This window comes from Actinoplanes lobatus (genome assembly GCF_014205215.1).
In the GTDB taxonomy this organism is placed as follows: Bacteria; Actinomycetota; Actinomycetes; order Mycobacteriales; family Micromonosporaceae; genus Actinoplanes; species Actinoplanes lobatus.
In genome coordinates this window covers 4532171-4550502 of sequence record NZ_JACHNC010000001.1, presented here as the reverse complement: position 1 = coordinate 4550502, position 18332 = coordinate 4532171, and the positions used below count along the sequence as shown (strand labels likewise).

At 70.9% G+C, this 18332-nt stretch carries 12 protein-coding genes; 10 read left to right on the top strand and 2 right to left on the bottom strand.

Annotated features, from left to right (window positions below; genetic code table 11):
- Window positions 1-927, bottom strand: a complete 927-nt coding sequence (locus tag BJ964_RS20965) for an AfsR/SARP family transcriptional regulator (protein WP_188122244.1) — start codon at window positions 925-927, stop codon at window positions 1-3.
- Between the two features lie 240 nt (window positions 928-1167).
- On the opposite strand from BJ964_RS20965, the gene BJ964_RS20960 reads away from it, so the two are divergent.
- From BJ964_RS20960 to BJ964_RS20925, 8 genes are all read left to right on the top strand, one after another.
- Window positions 1168-2700 carry a tetratricopeptide repeat protein gene (locus BJ964_RS20960; RefSeq protein ID WP_188122243.1) on the top strand — a complete coding sequence of 511 codons (1533 nt, stop codon included), beginning with the start codon at window positions 1168-1170 and terminating at the stop codon, window positions 2698-2700.
- A 94-nt stretch (window positions 2701-2794) separates the two neighbouring features.
- On the top strand, window positions 2795-3877 hold the full coding sequence (locus BJ964_RS20955) for an amidohydrolase family protein (protein ID WP_268248029.1): 1083 nt from the start codon (window positions 2795-2797) through the stop codon (window positions 3875-3877).
- A 13-nt stretch (window positions 3878-3890) separates the two neighbouring features.
- The gene (locus tag BJ964_RS20950; RefSeq protein ID WP_262479352.1) at window positions 3891-5186 is read left to right on the top strand and encodes a type I glutamate--ammonia ligase; all 1296 of its coding nucleotides are present in this window, start codon (window positions 3891-3893) and stop codon (window positions 5184-5186) included.
- 55 nt (window positions 5187-5241) lie between these two features.
- The gene (locus BJ964_RS20945; protein WP_188122241.1) at window positions 5242-7713 is read left to right on the top strand and encodes a glycoside hydrolase family 5 protein; all 2472 of its coding nucleotides are present in this window, start codon (window positions 5242-5244) and stop codon (window positions 7711-7713) included.
- Between the two features lie 82 nt (window positions 7714-7795).
- Window positions 7796-8542 carry a hypothetical protein gene (locus BJ964_RS20940; RefSeq protein WP_188122240.1) on the top strand — a complete coding sequence of 249 codons (747 nt, stop codon included), beginning with the start codon at window positions 7796-7798 and terminating at the stop codon, window positions 8540-8542.
- A gap of 12 nt (window positions 8543-8554) precedes the next feature.
- The gene (locus BJ964_RS20935; RefSeq protein WP_188122239.1) at window positions 8555-9631 is read left to right on the top strand and encodes a sensor histidine kinase; all 1077 of its coding nucleotides are present in this window, start codon (window positions 8555-8557) and stop codon (window positions 9629-9631) included.
- Window positions 9628-10287, top strand: coding sequence for a response regulator (locus BJ964_RS20930; RefSeq protein ID WP_188122238.1), 660 nt, complete (start codon window positions 9628-9630; stop codon window positions 10285-10287). Before BJ964_RS20935 ends, BJ964_RS20930 begins: the two co-directional genes overlap by 4 nt.
- 31 nt (window positions 10288-10318) lie before the next feature.
- The gene (locus tag BJ964_RS20925; protein ID WP_188122237.1) at window positions 10319-13258 is read left to right on the top strand and encodes a hypothetical protein; all 2940 of its coding nucleotides are present in this window, start codon (window positions 10319-10321) and stop codon (window positions 13256-13258) included.
- A 6-nt stretch (window positions 13259-13264) separates the two neighbouring features.
- On the opposite strand, the gene BJ964_RS20920 is transcribed toward BJ964_RS20925, so the two are convergent.
- On the bottom strand, window positions 13265-14518 hold the full coding sequence (locus tag BJ964_RS20920; protein ID WP_188122236.1) for a cellulose binding domain-containing protein: 1254 nt from the start codon (window positions 14516-14518) through the stop codon (window positions 13265-13267).
- A 337-nt stretch (window positions 14519-14855) separates the two neighbouring features.
- Here BJ964_RS20920 and BJ964_RS20915 point away from each other — a divergent pair, with 337 nt between their 5' ends.
- Window positions 14856-16478, top strand: coding sequence for a glycoside hydrolase family 27 protein (locus BJ964_RS20915; RefSeq protein ID WP_188122235.1), 1623 nt, complete (start codon window positions 14856-14858; stop codon window positions 16476-16478).
- A 378-nt stretch (window positions 16479-16856) separates the two neighbouring features.
- Entirely contained in the window at window positions 16857-18332 is a 1476-nt protein-coding gene (locus BJ964_RS20910; RefSeq protein WP_188127069.1) for an endo-1,4-beta-xylanase, read from the top strand.

Here is an 18332-nt window from a genome sequence, read left to right as displayed (position 1 = left end):
TCATGCCAGCAGCCGGGCCGCCTGGGCGGCGGCCGCCAGGCAGTGCTCCAGCGAGCGCCGCAGCCGGGCACGATGCTCGTCGGCGATGGAGCCCTGCCGGTGACAGCAACGGATCAGGCCCCGCATCTCCTCGGTGATCTCGTCGACGTGCCCGGCCGCGTCGGCGGCCGGCGGCAGCGGCCGGCCGGGGTCCGGCTTCGGCCGCAGCAGCGCCTGGTGCAGCCGGCGCAACTCCGGCCCCGGTTCGACCCCGAGGTGGTCGGCCAGATGCCGATGCAGTCGGCGATAGGCGGCCAGCGCCTCGACCGCCTGGCCGCAGCGTTGCAGCGCGACCATGAGCTGTCCGGTCAGCTGCTCGGCACCGGGATGTTCCGCGACCGCCTCCGTCAGGACCACCACCGCGTCGTGCTTCCGGTCCAGGTCGAGCAGGGCCCGGGCGTGTACGGCCAGCAGACTGAGATGCTCACCGAGCAGGCCGGCGCGGACCCGGTCGGCCCAGGTTCCGGTGACACCGGCGAGCGGTTCGCCGCGCCACAGGTTGATCGCGTCCTGGGACAGCCGGGACGCCTCGCCGTGGTCGCCGGCCTCCAGACTGGAGCGCGCCTGCTGGGCGAGACGGCGGGCCCTGTTCACGTCGACATCCGGCCAGGGCAGGTTGAGCTGGTAGCCGTCGCCGGCCCGGGCGATGTCGATCGGCCGCTCCGGCCCCGTGAGCCGCCGCAGCCGCGTCACATAGGCTTGAATGCTCGTCCGTGCCTCGGCGGGTGGGCTGTCGCACCAGACCCGCTCGATCAGCACACTGACCGGCACCGGTTGCCCCACCGAATAGGCCAGGGCGGCCAGGACCGCCCGCTGTTTCGGCGGCCCCACCCTGATCGGTTTCCCCTCGGTCCAGAGTTCCACCGGCCCCAACAGCCGCAAGTCCACGATTGCCTCCCCGTGTCACGTATGCCCGATCGGCTCCGTCCACCGTGATCCCTCGTGGATGATCACGGCAGAGACTGGCATCGATACTAAGCACAATCACTTCCATGGAGGTCACCACGCGGCGCCCGGGGCCGTGTCGTTGCTGGCCAGGGCCTTCTACCGCCCGCCCTGCCCGGCCCCTCGCCGCCAACGACCCGGCACCGCCTTACCTCGACATGAAAAGCTCAATAGGGTGCTCCCATGGACTGGCTGTCACGGTTACGGGGTGAGGACCCGGTGGCGGCGCGGTGGCGGGCCGCCGCGCTGGTGAACGAGGCGACGGAACTGTCCAAGACGAACCGTCATACCGAGGCGGCGACCGCGAGCGAGCAGGCCGTCAGTTTGCTGCGCGCCATCCGGCGCGTGCCCCGCACCGAAATCGCCCCGTTGCTGGCCCATGCCCTGGTACGCCATTCGATCGCGCTCGCGGCGCTGGGTGACCTCGCCGGGGCACTGCGCGACGCCGAAGAGGCGCTCGAACTCGCGCAGGCGGTGCCCACCGGATCCGGGCATTCCGAGTTGCTGCCGACGACGCGGGCAAACCTCGCGTTCTGGCTGATGAAGTCGGGACGGGCCGCTGATGCCGTGCCGCACATCCGGGCGGCCGCCGACTCCACCGCTCGACTTCCGGAGGGGGCTGCCGCCTGGATCCAGGGAACCCTTGCACAGGTTCTGGCGGCCGCTGGTGAGGACGCCGAGGCCTTGGCCGTCAGCGACCGGAACCGGATCGCGTTGCAGCGAAGGGTGGAGGCCACGACAGCCGACGTCGCCCTGGACGTCGAACAGGCCCGGGCGGCGGCCAACCACGCCGGCCGGCTGTTCGAGGCGGGCCGCTGGCAGGAGGCGGCGGAGACGGCGGCCGAAGCCGTCGCCCGGCATCGTGCGCTGGCCGCCCGGGACCGTCTCGGACGGCTGCCGAACCTGGCCATGGCCCTGACCAACCAGGCCGTCATCTTGTCCAAGGTCTCCCGCTGGGAGGAGTCGCTGGCGGCATCCGAGGAGGCCGTGACGTTGCAGCGGGAGATCACCACGGCGGACCCGGTGGCGGGGCTGCCCGGTCTGGCGGCGGCGCTGTCGTCGTACGCCACCGGCCTGGCCGCGGCGGACCGGATCGCGGAGGCACGGCCCCTGATGGCCGAGTCACTCGAGATCCGCCGGGCACTGGTCGCCGCGGACCGGGGCGCCCACCTCGGGAAACTGGCCGAGGTGCTGTCCAACTGCGCCTTCCTCGCCGAGACCGGCGAGGAGAACCTGCCACTGTACGAAGAGGCCGTACGGCTGCGCCGCGAACTGTCCGCTCAGAATCGTGCCGTCCACCTGCCCTGGTTGGCGCGGGTGTTGAATCTGTACGCCAACCAGCTCGCCGCCGTGGGCCGCCTCGGGCCGGCGCTCGACGCGGGCCACGAGGCCGTGGAGTCGGCGCGGGAGTCGTTCGCGGCCAACCGTGCCGGGTTCCTGCCCTACCACGCCTTCGTGCTGCGCGAGCAGGCAAGGCGGCTGGACGAGGCGGGGCAGCCGGCGGTCGCGATCGCCCTCGGCGCGGAGGCTGTCGCCGTCTGCCGGGAGGCTCTCGGCGCCAACCGGGTCCGGGGACTGTCCGGCCTGGCGACAGCGCTGAACCAGCAGGCCGGCCGCCTCCTGGCCCTGCCGGCGGTCAGCGTGCGGCAGGCCGAGGAGGCGGCGGCGCTGCGATCGGAAGCCGCTGCCCTGCTCGCGGAGCGCGACCGCGGCTGAGGTGCGGGGCGGTGTCCAGCACCCGGCGTTCCCTGACCGGGTGGTGAAGGGCGAACGTGGTCGCCGGATCCGGGACGGTCGCGATACTGGACCGGTGCGCCTGATCGACCATCACTGTCACGGTGTGGTGACCGAGCCGCTCGAGCGGGCCGGGTTCGAGTCGCTCCTGACCGAGTCGGACCGGGCGGCGCCGATGGGCTGCTCGATGTTCGACTCGCAGCTGGGTTTCGCCGTGCGGCGCTGGTGTGCGCCGGTTCTGGACCTGGATCCGCACGCGGAGCCGGACGTCTACCTGGCCCGGCGCCGCGAGCTGGGAGCGGACGAGGTGAACCGGCGGCTGCTGCGGGCGGCCGACATGGACGTGTTCCTGGTGGACTCCGGGTACCGCCCCGGTGAGTTGCTGGACGGGCCGGAGATGGCGGCGGCCTCCGGGGCGCAGGTTCGCGAGATCGTACGCCTGGAAGCTGTCGCCGAAGCGCTGCCGGAGACGACCGCGGCGGGTTTCGCGGGCGCGTTCGCGGCCGGACTCGACCTGGCCGTGGCGGGCGCGGCCGGTGTCAAGTCGATCGTCGCCTACCGGTACGGCCTGGATTTCGATCCGCTTCCGCCGAGCCGGCGGGAGGTGGCCCGGGCCGCGGGAAGGTGGCTGCGCCGCGGCCGGCCACGGCTGGACGACCCGGTGCTGCTGCGCCACCTGATCTGGGCCGGTGTGGAGCGTGGCCTGCCGATACAGTTCCACGTCGGCTTCGGCGACCCGGACCTCGACCTGGCGCGCTGCGACCCGCTGCTGCTGACCGGCTTCCTGCGGGCGACCCGGGACCGGCACGTCAGCGTCATGCTGTTGCACTGCTATCCGTTCCACCGGCGGGCCGGCTACCTCGCGCACGCGTTCCCGCACGTGTACGTCGACGTCGGGCTGGCCGTCAACCATGTGGGCGCCCGCGCCCCGGCGGTCGTCGCCGAGTCGCTGGAGCTGGCGCCTTTCCACAAGGTGCTCTATTCCTCCGACGCGTTCGGGCTGGCCGAGCTGCATCATCTCGGCGCGCTGTCGTTCCGGCAGGCGTTCGAAGCGGTGACCGGCGCGTGGGTGCGGGAGGGACGGTGGTCGGCGGCCGGCGCCACCCGGGTGGGAGAGCTGGTCGGATCCGGTAACGCTGAGCGGGTCTACCGGCTATGAAGGGAAGATGGGTATGCCCGGGGTGCTTGAGTTGCGCGAGCGGGGTGTGCGCGGCGTCATTCTTTCGTACGTGGACACGGCCGGGATCAACCGCGTCAAGACCGTGCCGCTGTCCCGGCTGGAGCATGCCGTCCAATGGGGTGTCGGCATGTCGCCGGTGTTCGACGTCTTTCTCTCCGACGACTCGATCACGAGCACCGACCGGCTCGGTGGCCCCGACGGTGATCTGCGCCTGCGCCCGGATCTGGACCGGCTCGTGGTGCTGTCGGGGCAGCCGGGCTGGGCGTGGGCGCCGGCCGACCGGTTCACTCAGGAGGGCGAGCCGTGGGTGGCCGATCAGCGTGGCTTCGCCCGGCGGATGGTGGGCCTGGCGGCGGCCGAGGGCGTGTCGTTCCGGATGGCGATCGAGGTGGAGTGGGCGGTCGGGCGCGACGGTGACGACTTCGTTCCCGCGTGCCGCGGTCCGGCGTACGGGATGTCTCGCCTGGTCGAGTTGAGCGACTACGCCCGCGATGTGCTGGTCGCGCTGGAGGAGCAGGGTGTCCAGGTCGACCAGTTGCATCCCGAGTACGCGGCCGGGCAGTTCGAGGTGTCGGTCGCGGCCTCCGATCCGGTGGGCGCGGCCGATGACAGTGTCCTGGTGCGCCAGACCATCCGCGCGGTGTCTCACCGGCACGGGTTGCGGGCGTCGTTCGCGCCGGTGGTGGTCGCCGATCGGGTCGGTAACGGCGGCCACGTGCATCTGTCGGTGTGGCGGGACGGGAGCAACCTGTTCGACGGATTCCCGTCCGGTGACGGCGGGTTCGCGGCGGCCGGGATCCTGGCCCACCTTCCGGCGCTGCTGGCGGTGGGCGCGCCCACCCCGGGAAGCTATCTGCGGCTGGTGCCGTCGCACTGGGCGGGGGTTTTCGCCTGCTGGGGTGTGGAGACCCGGGAGGCGGCCCTGCGGTTCGTGCCGGGGACCGCGGGTCTGGCCGGGGCGGCGAACCTGGAGGTGAAGTGCTTCGACCTGACCGCGAACCCGTACCTGCTGCTCGGGGCGCTGGTGGCGGCGGCGCTGGACGGGCTCGCCGGGCGGCGGCCGCTGCCGGAGCCGATTGCCGGTGATCCGGTGAATCTGCCGGGCGCGCCGCGGTTGCCGACGACTCTGGACGCGGCGGTGGGCGAGTTCGCGGCGGATGCGGTGCTGCGGGAGGCGCTCGGGTCGACGCTGTTCGACGCGGTCGTGGCGGTCCGGCGGGGCGAGGCGGCCCGGTTCCGCGATGCCGGTCCGGAGGATGTGGCGGCGGCTCTGCGCTGGGTCTACTGACAGGCTCTCGGGTGGGCTGACAAAACGCGGAACGCGAGTATGATTCGCGTCCACCATGATCAGCATCACACAGATCCGTGCCGCCGCGACCGCCGTCGTCATCCTCGTCGCCGTCCTGGCGGCTGCCGCCGTGGCGGATCCGTCCGGTCTGCTCGCGCCGATCGGCGGTCGAGGGCTGCCGCTGCTGGGTACGGGTGGCGTCTACCGCTGGGCGCCCCTCGTGATCGGTCTCCCGGTCCTGCTCGTGGGCACCGCCGTCCCCACCTTCGTGGTCGCCGGGCAGGCGGCGGCCAGGTGGGTGTTCGCCGCCACGTGGCTCGCGGTGACCGGCGCCGGCGCCTGGGCGACCGCCGCGACCGGGTTCGCGTCGGCGCTCCCGATGGTGGGGCCGCACCTCTCGGTCGGCTCGGCCCTGACGTACGCGCTCAGCACGAGCGGCTTCGCGGCGATCAAGTTCCTGCTGGTCGGCGTGCTGGTCGCGGCCGGCGCGGCGCTCGCCGCCCGGTTCGGGCCACGGCCGGCGCCCCGCGAGGCCGAGTCCTCCCCGGTCACCTTCCCCATCACGGTCATGCTGGTGGTGACCGGCCTGGCAGCGATCGGACCGGCAGCTCACTGGTGGCGCGGCGGACCGGTCGGGTACGCGTTCGACGGATTCCTGGCCGCATCGAGCGCGGCCGACGGCGTACTCGGCTTCCTCGCCGGCACGGCGCTGTTCCTGGCGGTGTTCGCCGGGGCCGCCTGGGTGGCGGGGCGGCGTCTGACGCAGGCCGGCCCGCTGGTGGCGTCGGTGACCGTGTTCCTGGCCTCGGTGGTGGCGGGCCTCGCCCTCGGGGTCGTCGATGCCGTCCTCACCGCGCTGCCCTCGTCGACGGACCAGTGGTGGGTTGCCACCTCGCTGATCAGCGTCGCGACCGGTATCGGTTACGGTGCGATGGCCGGTCTCCTCGGCGCTGTCGTGGTCGCGGCGGGATGGCGGCTGCGATCGCGGGTGCTGCCGGTCGCGGCGACCGGCGTACTCGTGCTGGCTCTTGTGCCTTTGATCGGAGTGCCGGCTCCCGCGGGGCCGCCGGCCGCCGAGGAGGTCGCGGCGTCCGGTGGCATGGAGTACCTCCGGGTGCTTCCGGCGCCTGCCGGGGACGGGCTCGCCACGATCGGTGACGTCACCGGCCGGCAGGTGATCCTCCGTGGGGTCAACGTGAACCAGCTGATCGACTACTACCTGCGTGATCCGGCCGTTCCGGCGACACAACCGCTGACCGACGGCGACTTCGAGCAGATGGCGGCGATGGGCTTCAACGTGATGCGGCTCGGCATGTCGTGGTCGCGGCTGGAGCCTGAGCGCGGCACCTTCGACGAGTCCTACCTTCAGCGGATCAGGGACGCGGTGGCCGGGGCGAAGGCCCACGGGATCTACACCGTCCTGGACATGCACGAGGACGCGTGGGGCAACGCGATCGCCCGTCCCTCCGCGCGGTGCGGCGGCGGGACGAGTCCGGCCCGCGGCTGGGACGGCGCGCCCGGGTGGGCGACGATCACCGACGGGACGGCGCACTGCGAGTTCCTGGCCCGCGACCTGGCGCCGGCGGTGGCGACGGCGTTCGGGAACTTCTACACCGACCGTGACGGCATCCAGAGTGAACTCGTGCGTACGTGGGCGTTCGTGGCGAAGGCCTTCGCCGGCGAGCCCGCTGTCGCCGGGTACGACCTGCTCAACGAGCCCGGGATCGGGGCGAATCCGCCGGTCAGCTCGGGGCTGCTGCTCGGCCGGTACTACGACGCCGCGATCACGGCCATCCGTCAGGCCGAGCAGGCCGCCGGCGGGCACACGCACCTCGCCTTCTTCGAGCCGAGCGTGCTGTGGTCCGGCCTCGGGTTCGACGCGGCCCCGGCGCCCGGGTTCACCGGCGACCGGCAGCTGGTGTTCGCCCCGCACCCGTACAGCGAGTCGATCAGCATGGACCAGGGCCTGGGCCTGACGATCGCGTCCATCGAGCGGAACCTCGCCACGTCGGCCCGTGCCGCCCGGGCGTACGGGGCCGCGCTGTGGTTCGGCGAATGGGGCTGGTTCGGCGACCCGGCGGTGGACGGTGTCAAGGTGCGGCGCTTCGCGGCGGCCCAGGACCGGCTCGGCGCCGGTGGTGCGTTCTGGGTGTGGCGGCAGGGGTGCGGTTCGCCCGAGACCGGCGCCGACGCCACGACGTCCGGGAACCTGGTCGCCGTCGACTGCCGTACCGGTGCGTCGACGCCGCCGCCGGCGGGCTTCGCGCAACCGCTGTCCCGGGCCTTCCCGCGAGCGCTGCCGGGCCGGCTCGACTCGCTCCTCTCGGATCCGGACGGCGGGCTGCGGATCACCGCCACCGCCGCCGACGATCCCGCGAACTGCCGGGTCGACATCTGGGTGCCCGGCGACGCGAAGCCCGGCCTGACCGCGACGGGGGTCACCGATCTGTCGTCGGAGCAGGTCACGGGCGGCTGGCGGGTCAGTGGCTGTGCCCGCGGCGCCTACAGCGTGACGGCGGCGTTCTAGGGTCCGGGTACGCAGATCTGCGTACCCGGAAAGCCGCCGCGTGACGGACGACCCGATGGGCGTGCCGCCCGAGGATGGTCCGGTGCGGTTGACAACGAAGCAACGGTTGGTCGGCGTCGAGCGGGTCTGCTGGGTCATCGGTCTGGTGCTGATCGGCTCCGGGCTGTTCCACCTCGCGGTGTTCGCCGTCGACGGCGGGCCGTGGCAGGGGCCGGTGTCGTGGCGGAAGCCGATCACGTTCGGGCTGTCGTTCGGGCTGACCCTGCTCACGGTGGTGTGGCTGTCGGCGTACCTGCCGTTGTCCGGCCGGCGGCGCGGATGGCTGCTGGGGATCTTCGCGGTGGACTGCTGCGCCGAGGTCGCCGGGATCACCCTCCAGGCGTGGCGGCATGTGCCGTCCCACCTCAACCGCGAGACCGGCTTCGACTCGGCGGTGTCGACGGTGCTCGCGGTCGGCGGTGGTGTCCTGGTGGTGGTGCTGGGGCTGCTCGTCCTGGCGGCGTTCCGGGCGCGGACGGCGCCGAGCATGCGCCTGGCGTTGCGGGCGGGCTTCGTGTTCCTGCTGATCGGGCTGCTCTCCGGTGCGGCGATGATCGCCCGAGGTGTGATCACGGTCAACGGCGGCGATCAACAGCGGGGGTACGAGGTGGCCGGCTTCCTCAAACCGGTGCACGCGCTCGGCCTGCACGGTGTCCTGGTGCTGCCCGCCCTGGCCTGGCTGCTGTCCCGGACCGGCTGGGACGAGACCCGGCGTACCCGTACCGTCGCCGTGGCCGTGGCCGTCTACGGTGCCGCCGTCGCGGCAGCCGCGGCGTACCCGCTGGTTTGAGAGGATGGTGCGGTGCGGGCTGACCTGGTGCTGGCCGTTCTGCTCGCGGTGACGGCTGTCGTGGGCAGCAGGGGCGCCGCCGAGGTGAGCCATCCCGCCGCGCCACTGGATCCGGCCGGTTACGCCCTGGTGGTCGTGGCGGCCCTGGCCCTGGCCGTGCGGCGCCGGAAACCGCTGGTGGCCCTGGTGGTGGCGGCGCTGTGCACGGCCGGCTACCTCGCCATGGGTTACCCGTACGGCCCGATCCTGGCCCTGATGATGTTCGCGGTCTACAGCGCGGCCCGGCACGCCCCGCTGCGCGCCGCGCTGTGGTGTGCCGTCGCGGCGCTGCCCCTGCTGGTGATCCACCTGTTCACCTCGGAGGGCCGGCTGGGCTGGCTGGGTGTGGTCCCGGTGATCGCCTGGGTGGTGGTGCCGGCCACCGTCGGGTACGGGCTGCGGTTGCGTTCCGCCGCCGCCCGGCAGGCGCGGGCCGAGACGATCCGCCGGAGTGTGGACGACGAGCGCCTGCGGATCTCGCAGGAGGTGCACGACATCGTCGGGCACGGCCTGGCCGCCATCAAGATGCAGGCGGACGTCGCGCTGCACGTCATGGCCCGCAATCCCGGGCATGCCCGGCCGGCGCTGGAGGCGATCAGCCGCAGCAGTCAGCAGGCCCTGGACGAACTGCGCTCGACGCTGGCCACCACCCGCGACGGCACCCCGGCGGCGGGGCTCGGCGGGCTCGACCAGCTGCTGCGGCGGATGGTCGACGCGGGGGTGGACGTCCACCTGCACACCGACGGCGAGCGGGACCGGGTGCTGCCGCCCGCGGTGGACCTCGCCGCGTACCGCGTCGTGCAGGAGTCGCTGACCAATGTCCTGCGCCACGGCGACGGCGGGCCGGCCGACCTCACCATCCGGTACCGGCCGGACAGTGTCACGATCAGCGTCGTCAACCCGCTGACCGGCACACCCCGTCCCGGTACGGGCTCCGGCATCACCGGCATGCGGGCCCGCGTCGAGGCGCTCGGCGGGCAGGTCACCGCGGGCCCGGTGGAGCGGCGTTTCGAGGTCAGTGCCCGGCTTCCGCTCGGGGCTCCGGCATGATCCGCATCCTGATCGCGGACGACCAGGATCTGATCCGGTTCGGTCTGCGCACCCTGATCGACAACGAGGACGGCCTCGCCTGTGCCGGTGAGGCCGCGGACGGTCTGACGGCGGTGGCCGAGACCGTCCGTACCCGTCCCGACATCGTCCTGATGGACATCCGCATGCCCGGCATCGACGGGTTGGAGGCGACCCGCCGGATCGCCGCGGATCCCGCGCTGGCCGCGACCCGGATCATCGTGCTGACCACCTTCGAGCAGGATCAGTACGTCTTCGACGCGCTGCGGTACGGGGCCAGCGGCTTCCTGCTCAAGGACACCACCCCGGCCGAGCTGATCCGCGCGATCGGGGTGGTCGCCGAGGGAGGTGCGCTGATGTCGCCGTCGGTCACCCGGACCCTGGTACGCGAGTTCGTGACGCTCAACCGGCGTACCCCGTCGCCGCACCCGCTGCTGCCCACGCTGACCGCCCGGGAGCGCGAGATCATGGTGCTCGCGGCCGAGGGGCTGGCCAACGACGAGATCGCCGGGCGGCTGGCGATCAGCACGGCCACCGCCCGGACCCACGTCAGCCGGGCGATGATCAAGCTCGGCGCCCGGGACCGTGCCCAGTTGGTGGTCTTCGCGTACCAGTCGGGTCTGCTCGGTCAGCTCTAGCAAATAGTGGCCTCTTACTCTACAAATAGGCATGCGCCGCCTCATGATCATCATCGTGCTGCTCGCCCTCGGCGCCGGAACGGCGTTCGGGCTGAGCGGTGCCCTGCGGCTGTCCTGGACGCCGGCCACGGTGATGGCCGAGCCGTCCGGCACCGCGCCGCAGCGGACCGCCGTCGCCTCCCCGATCGGGTCGGTGACGATGGACCGCCACACGCACCGGCTGGACGTCGCGGCGCGGGCGGTCACGGACGCCGCCGCGGGGCAGAACGCCGACGGCGTACTGAAGGTGATCGTGGGCGAGGGTGGCACCGGCGAGGACTACCGGCTCGACCGGACCGCCACCGGTCTCACGCTGACCGCGGCGAGTGAGGCGGGCGCCGCCGCCGGCCTGTACTCGGTGGCTGATCAGATCCGGTCCGGCACGCCGGTCGGCACCGGGCCGGTGACGCCGAAGCTGGGTCTGCGCCTGACCGACGTGGGTTCGGTCGGCCGCGAACCCGATGCGGCGCGCTGGAGCAGAGGCACCGACTACTCGCTCAACTCCGACATCGTCACCGGCACGCTGCTGCCGCGGGCGCCGTGGGTCGACCGGGCCGGGGTGGAGAAGGTCGCCGCCCAGTTCCGGCAGTTCGTCGACCACTCGGCCGCGCAGGGCTACAACGGTGTCGTCGTGCCCGGTTTCCTGGAGTACGTGACCTTCGCGAACGTCGGCGACGGCCATGCCGTCTACCCGGCCGGGGACCCGCACATCGCCCGCGCGCAGGCGATGGTCGCCGCGTTCGAGCCGGTCTTCCGGTACGCGGCGGACATGGGCATGCGGGTCTACTTCATGACCGACATGCTGGCGCTGTCCGGGCCGCTCGACGCGTACCTGGCCGAGCAGCCCGACCAGTGGGCGGTCTACCAGGCCGGACTGCGTGAGCTGTTCGCGAGCATGCCGTTCGCGTCCGGCCTGATGATCCGCATCGGCGAGGGCGGCTCCGCCTATGCCGCGCCGGGCTGGGACTACTTCTCCCGCATCGCGGTCACCACGCCCGAGAAGGTGCGGGCGATGCTGAAGGCCTTCCTCGCGGTGGCCGCCGAGAGCGACCGGGACATCATCTTCCGGACCTGGACGGTCGGCGTCGGCGCCGTCGGCGACCTGCACACCAACCCCGATTCGTACGAGGAGGTGCTCGGCGATATCGACGACCCCCGCCTGATCGTCTCGACGAAGTTCACGCTCGGCGACTTCTACAGTCACCTGCCGCTCAACACCACGCTGGCGGTGGGCGGCCAGCGGCGCATCGTCGAGTTCCAGGGCCGCCGTGAGTTCGAGGGTTTCGGCTCGCTGCCCAACGACCTGACGGCCCTGCACGCGTCCGCATTGAGGCAGCTGCTGGCCGGCAACCCGCACATCGAGGGCGTCTGGCTGTGGACACAGGAGGGTGGCCCGCTGCGCGCCGGTCCCATGACGCTGTATCTGCGCACCGGGTTCTGGCAGCTCTACGACCTGAACGTGTACGCGATGGGCCGGCTGGCCCGGCAACCGGACGCCGACCCGGGCGAGATCACCGCCGACTGGGTACGCCAGACGTTCTCCACCGACCCGGAGACGGTGGCCGCGATCTCCCGGATGTTCGCGAGTTCGCGGGCGGCCGTGACGAAGGGGCTGTACCTGACCCCGTACGCGGACAACGCGGTGAAGGCCCTCGGCCTCGAACCGCCGCCGATGATGTGGATCTTCGAGTGGGACATCGCCACCGGCGACTCCGCCGTGCTGAGCAGCGTCTACGCGATCAGCCGCGGCCACGTCGACGAGACGATCGCCGAGGGCGAGCGGGCCGTCGCGATCGCCGCCGAACAGTACGACGGCGTGGCCGCCACCGACCCGGCGACGTGGCGTGACCCGGCCCTGCGGGAGCAACTGCTGGACTCGCTGGCGTACCAGAGGGATCTGTACGGCACGCTCGGCGCCTACCGCACGATGTTCCTGCGGCGGGCGCAGTGGCTCGACACCGGCTCCGCGACCGCGCGCGAGCAGTGGAAGGCCGCGGAGATCGCGTACCGGGAGGCCCGTGACGTCTACGTGGGTAAGTACAGTGGCGACGTCGACCTGCCCGCCTACAACTTCACCGCGGCCGACCTCGGCACCGAGCGGTCCGACCGGGATCCGGCGATGGCGATCCTGGCGCGCGTCCTGCTCGGCCTCCTGCTCCTCTCGATCCTGGTGCCGTGGCGGCCGGTCCGGTCCCTCTGGCGGGCGGCGATCATGCCGTGGAAGGCGCCATCGACCCCGACCCGGACGGCACGGTGGATCGCGATCCTGTTCCCGGCTGCCGCGCTGCTGCTCAGCCGCGAGATCTACACCTGGTTCGCGGCCCCGGCACACCTGCTGGTGACGCTCGGCTCCTGGGTTCTGTTCGCGCTGGTGGCCCGGCTCCTGGTCCGCGGCCGTGACCCGTACGCCCTGTGGACGGTGATCGGCGGGGTGGCGTTGCTGCGCACGGTTCTACTGCTGGCCGTGCTGGCGGTTCGCGGCCCGGGCCTCTACTGGTTCCAGTTCTGGACCGATCCGGTCGCGCGGACGGCGTACGTCACCGTCGCTTTCGCGTCCTTCGCCTGGCTGTTCGTGGCCGTCGGCTCGGTGCTGCGCGGCCGTTACGGCTGGTCGCGCCGCCGGGTCACCGGCGGCGTCATGCTCGCGGCGGGCGTTCCGGTGCTCGCGGTCGGCGCGCTGATCCGGTCGGCCGGCCTGGAACGCGCGCTCAGCGCCTGGAACGACCAGATGGCGCTGCTGCCGTGGGGCCTGCACCGGATCCTGGGCATCGTGACGTTCCTCGACATCCCACCCGCGCTGCCGACCGTGATCACCGTGACCGGCGCGGCCCTGTCGATCATCGGCGGCCTGACGGTCGTGGTCGGCGGCGGCGCGGCGCGACCGGATCCGATGCGTACGCCCACACCGCCGCCGCTGCGGGCGCGGGCTTGACCGGAGTCATCCGCCGGCGCAGGCGGAACCGTTCAGCGCGTACCCGGTCGGGGCCCCGCTGTCGCCGGTGTGGGTGGCCTGGAACCCGAAACTGACCGACGCGCCGGGTGCCAGGCCCGCGTTGTAGGCGACGTTGGCCGCCGTGACCCGGCCGGAGCCGGGCGCGTAGGTGGCGTTCCAGCCGCTGGTGATCGTCTGGCCCGAGGGCAGGACGAAGGCGACGGTCCAGCCGTTGATCGTGGAAGCGCCGGTGTTGGTGACGGTGATATTGGCGGTCAGGCCGTTGTTCCAGGCGTTGACGGTGCTGGTGGCACGGCACGCCGTGCCGCCCGGCGAAGGGCTGGACGACGGGCTGGACGACGGGCTGGAAGGCGGGTTCGACGGCGTGGTCGTGCCGCCGAACTGGGTGAAGAACTGCCACACCTCGCCGGACACCCAGGACGTCGAGGCGTTGCGGTCGGTCGGCAGGGGCACGTGGTCACCGTCGTGCGCCGCCCACTGAACCGGATATCCGGCACGGCAGCCCGAGTACGTGGTGGTGACATGGGTTCCGCTGCCCTGCGCCGGCTCGGGCGGACTCTGCGCCGTGCAGCCGTCGGCCCGGACGAAAGTGTCCCGGATCGACCGGCCCATCGAGATGTTGAGAACGCTGTCCCGGATGCCGTGGATGCCGAAGTAGGCGACCGGCTGGGTGCCCGGGGAGCAGCCGCTGAGATTGGCGCCGGCGATCGGCGCGACGGCCCGGAAGACGGCCGGCCGCGCACAGGCCAGGGCGTAACTCATGGCGCCGCCGTAGCTGAATCCCAGGGCGAACCGTTGCGACGTGTCGACACACAGGTCTGCCTCGACGACGCGCAGGATGTCGTCGACCAGGGTCACATCACGATCGCCGGTGTTGGCCCAGCCGGCGTCGAGGCCCTGCGGCGCCACGAAGATCGCGCTGTCGCCGGACCGCTGCTGCAGCCCGTAGAAGCCGTTGCCGACCACGTCGTTCGCGCTGCCGTTGAGCCAGTGCAGGCCGACGACGAGCCGGTAGGCCCGGCTGCTGGTGTAGTTGCCGGGCAGCCGCAGGATGTACGTCCGGGCCCGGCCGCCGCTCTGGATCGTGTAGGACCCGTCCCGCAACGTCGGCGTCTTTCCGCATCCCGCGGTGGCGGCCAGGGCGGTCTCCTGCCCGGCCGAGGCGGTCCCGCCGGTGACAACCGCCGTCACCGCGACGATCAACAGCGCCGCGGCGGCGACAGCTGTTCGCTTTGCCATGGAAACCTCCGGATCTCGGACGTCGGACATCCAGCTCTGTCAATTGCTGGGTGGCTCGGATGTTACGGAGATGCTTCGTAAATTTCAACGAGAGAGGGGGCGACTTCATGCGACGGGTCGCCATAACAGATTTTCCGAAGATAGTTTTTACGTAGCAAAAGTCGCCATTCCCCACGCCGCTTCTCGGATTACAAAAAAGTCCCTCTTGAATGTCTTGAAACATCCTGGCAATCTTCCGGGTCAAGCTGTTAGCGCTCCCAGGACCAGTAGACCTCAGGCGCTCAACTGCTTGAAAGATGGTGTGATCGATAACAGGGACCCCCAACAACAGAGGGTGATGATGAAGAAACTGAAGACCCTTTTCGCCGTGGCCATGCTGCTGGCCGGCGCCACGGCCGTCCTTCCCGGCTCCGCGGCCCAGGCGCTGGACAATGACGTGGCCCGCACCCCACCGATGGGCTGGAACAGCTGGAACACTTTCGGCTGCAACATCAACGAAACGTTGATCCAGCAGATGGCCGACGCGATGGTCTCCAGCGGCATGCGGGAACTGGGCTACCAGTACGTCGTCGTCGACGACTGCTGGATGAACCCGAACCGCGACGCCTCCGGCAACCTCCAGGGCGATCCGGCCCGGTTCCCCAGCGGCATGAAGGCGCTGGGCGACCACCTGCACAACCGCGGGCTCAAATTCGGCATCTACCAGGCGCCGCTGGACCGCACCTGCGCTCAGTACTTCGGCAGCTACCCCGGCGCCACCGGGGCCCAGGGGCACGAGGCGCAGGACGCCCGGCAGTTCGCCGCCTGGGGTGTCGACTTCCTCAAGTACGACTGGTGCTCACCGAGCGGCTCGATCAACGACCAGGTCACCACGTTCGCCAGGATGCGTGACGCGCTCGCGGCGACCGGCCGGCCGATCGTCTACAGCATCAACCCGAACAGCATCCACGCCAAGACCGGCCCGCAGCGTGACTGGGGCGACGTCGCCAACATGTGGCGCACCACCGAGGACATCACCAACGCCTGGGACACCGGGCAGACCAACGGCTACCCGATGGGCGTGAAGAACATCGTCGACGTCACCGTGCCGCTGGCCGGATACGCCCGGCCCGGCGGGTTCAACGACCCGGACATGATGGAGGTCGGCCGCGGCGGGATGACCGACACCGAGATGCGCAGCCACTTCGCCCTCTGGGCGATCATGGCTTCGCCGCTGATCGCCGGCAACGACCTACGGTCGATGAGCACAGCCACCCAGGCCATCCTGAAGAACCCCCGGCTCATCGCGATCAACCAGGACACGCTCGGCCTCCAGGCGACCCAGATCTCGTACGACGGGACGCGCCGGGTGCTGGCCAAACGACTGGCCAACGGTGACGTCGCCGTCGCCCTGCTCAACGTGGGCGGCTCCACCACGACGATCTCGACCACCGCCGCGGCGATCGGCAAGTCCGGCAATTCCTTCACGGTGCAGGACGCCTGGACCGGTGCGACGACGACCAGCACCGGCAGCATCAGCGCCGGCGTCCCCGCCCACGGCACCGCGGTCTACCGGGTCAGCGGCGGGACCAGCACACCACCGGCCACCACCACGCTCGTCAGCGCCGCCTCGGGACGCTGCCTCGACGTACCGAACGGGAACACCGCCAACGGCACCCAGCCGGTCATCTGGGACTGCAACAGCGGCGCCAACCAGCGCTGGACCACCACCGGCCAGACCCTTCAAGCGGTCGGCAAATGCCTCGACGCGCCGATCGGCGCCACCGCCGGCGCCAAGGTCCAGCTCTGGGACTGCAACGGCGGCGCCAACCAGCAGTGGACCCTCAACACCGACGGCACCGTTCGCGGCGCCGCCTCCGGGCTGTGCCTGGACGTCGACCGCAACCTGACCGCCAACGGCACGCTCGTACTGCTGTGGACCTGCACCGCCGCCGCCAACCAGCGCTGGAGCCGTGTCTGACGCTAAAAAAGGCGGCTCGCATTCCAGGATTTCGGCTTCCGGCCGATGAAAGAGGTCGACCCAAAAGTGTTATGCGGAGACATCACAGAAAGTCGGAGAGCCGAAAGTTTCGGAGAACCAATGAGCGCCGCGTGAGTTCACATCAGGATGGATGCGCGCCAACGCGATATCGGCAACGCAAATGCCCAGGTAGACAGCATGATCATAACGTCACCAGGAGGAGTCGCTCTCGCTGATACTTACGAAGCTTCTCCGGAATCTATTGTTTCGACTCCATTACCGTGCCAGCATGGCCTTGCATTGAAGTCCGTCTTACTAACGCGGCTCGTGCACCCACCGGAATCTTTTGCCCGCATGCCGGGTCTGCCGCCGTGCGCGATGCCCGGCGGCTCGAGAAGGGAAGCTCTCGTGGAGATACGATCCCGATCGTTGTGGGTTCGAACGCTGATCGCCGGCACGGTCGCCGCCGTCGGTGCGTTCGGCGCCCTGACGGCGATGCCGGATGCCAATGCGGCAGCGGCCACCCTGGGCAGCGCGGCCCAGCAGTCGGGCCGCTACTTCGGTACGGCGATCGCCGCCGGACGACTGAGCAACTCCACCTACACCACGATCGCCGCGCGCGAGTTCGACATGGTGACCGCCGAGAACGAGATGAAGCCGGACGCGACCCAGCCCAACCGCGGCCAGTTCAACTTCAGCTCCGGCGACCAGATCTACAACTGGGCGACCCAGCGCGGCATGAAGGTCCGCGGCCACACCCTCGCCTGGCACGCACAACAGCCGGGCTGGATGCAGAGCCTCAGCGGCAGCACTCTGCGCCAGGCCATGATCGATCACATCAACGGCGTGATGGCCCACTACAAGGGAAAGCTCGCCGCCTGGGACGTCGTCAACGAGGCCTTCAACGAGGACGGCAGCCGCCGCTCGTCCAACCTCCAGGGCACCGGCAACGACTGGATCGAGGTGGCGTTCCGCACCGCGCGCAACGCCGACCCGTCGGTCAAGCTCTGCTACAACGACTACAACATCGAGAACTGGTCCTACGGCAAGACGCAGGGCGTCTACAACATGATCCGGGATTTCAAGTCCCGGGGCGTGCCGATCGACTGTGTGGGCCTGCAGACCCACTTCACCGGCGGTAGCTCGCTGCCGGGCAACTTCCAGACCACCCTGTCGAGTTTCGCGGCCCTGGGCGTGGACGTCGCCCTGACCGAGGTCGACGTCACCAACGCCTCGACCAGCCAGTACGCCGGCCTGACCCAGGCCTGCCTCAACGTGCCCCGCTGCATCGGCATCACCGTGTGGGGCGTACGCGACAGCGACTCCTGGCGTTCCAGCGAGAGCCCGCTGCTGTTCGACGGCAACGGCAACAAGAAGTCCGCCTACACCTCGGTGCTCAACGCTCTCAACGGCGCGAGCCCGAACCCGTCCTCGCCGGCCCCGTCCTCGCCGACCCCGTCCTCCTCGGCCACACCGGGCACCGGCAACCGGATCCTCGGCGCCCAGTCCGGCCGGTGCATCGACGTGCCGAGCGCTTCACAGACCAACGGCACCCGCGTACAGCTCTACGACTGCAACGGCCAGGCCAACCAGACCTGGACGCTCACGTCCAGCAGGCAACTGACGGTGTACGGCACGAGGTGCCTGGACGCCGCCGGCTCCGGCAACGGCTCGGCCGTGCAGATCTACGCCTGCAACGGGCAGGCCAACCAGCAGTGGAACGTCAACTCCAACGGCACCATCAGCGGTGTGCAGTCCGGACGGTGCCTCGACGTGTGGGGAACCGGCAACGGCCAGCAGGTCCAGATCTACGACTGCAACGGCCAGGCCAACCAGAGGTTCAGCCTGAGCTGA

What these genes read in the sequence shown, in the direction of transcription:
- BJ964_RS20910 (WP_188127069.1), top strand. Translation starts at nt 16,857, where the DNA reads ATGCCCGGCGGCTCGAGAAGGGAAGCTCTCGTGGAGATACGATCCCGA.
- BJ964_RS20925 (WP_188122237.1), top strand. Translation starts at nt 10,319, where the DNA reads ATGCGCCGCCTCATGATCATCATCGTGCTGCTCGCCCTCGGCGCCGGA.
- BJ964_RS20950 (WP_262479352.1), top strand. Translation starts at nt 3,891, where the DNA reads ATGCCCGGGGTGCTTGAGTTGCGCGAGCGGGGTGTGCGCGGCGTCATT.
- BJ964_RS20915 (WP_188122235.1), top strand. Translation starts at nt 14,856, where the DNA reads ATGATGAAGAAACTGAAGACCCTTTTCGCCGTGGCCATGCTGCTGGCC.
- BJ964_RS20960 (WP_188122243.1), top strand. Translation starts at nt 1,168, where the DNA reads ATGGACTGGCTGTCACGGTTACGGGGTGAGGACCCGGTGGCGGCGCGG.
- BJ964_RS20930 (WP_188122238.1), top strand. Translation starts at nt 9,628, where the DNA reads ATGATCCGCATCCTGATCGCGGACGACCAGGATCTGATCCGGTTCGGT.
- BJ964_RS20945 (WP_188122241.1), top strand. Translation starts at nt 5,242, where the DNA reads ATGATCAGCATCACACAGATCCGTGCCGCCGCGACCGCCGTCGTCATC.
- BJ964_RS20920 (WP_188122236.1), bottom strand. Translation starts at nt 14,518, where the DNA reads ATGGCAAAGCGAACAGCTGTCGCCGCCGCGGCGCTGTTGATCGTCGCG.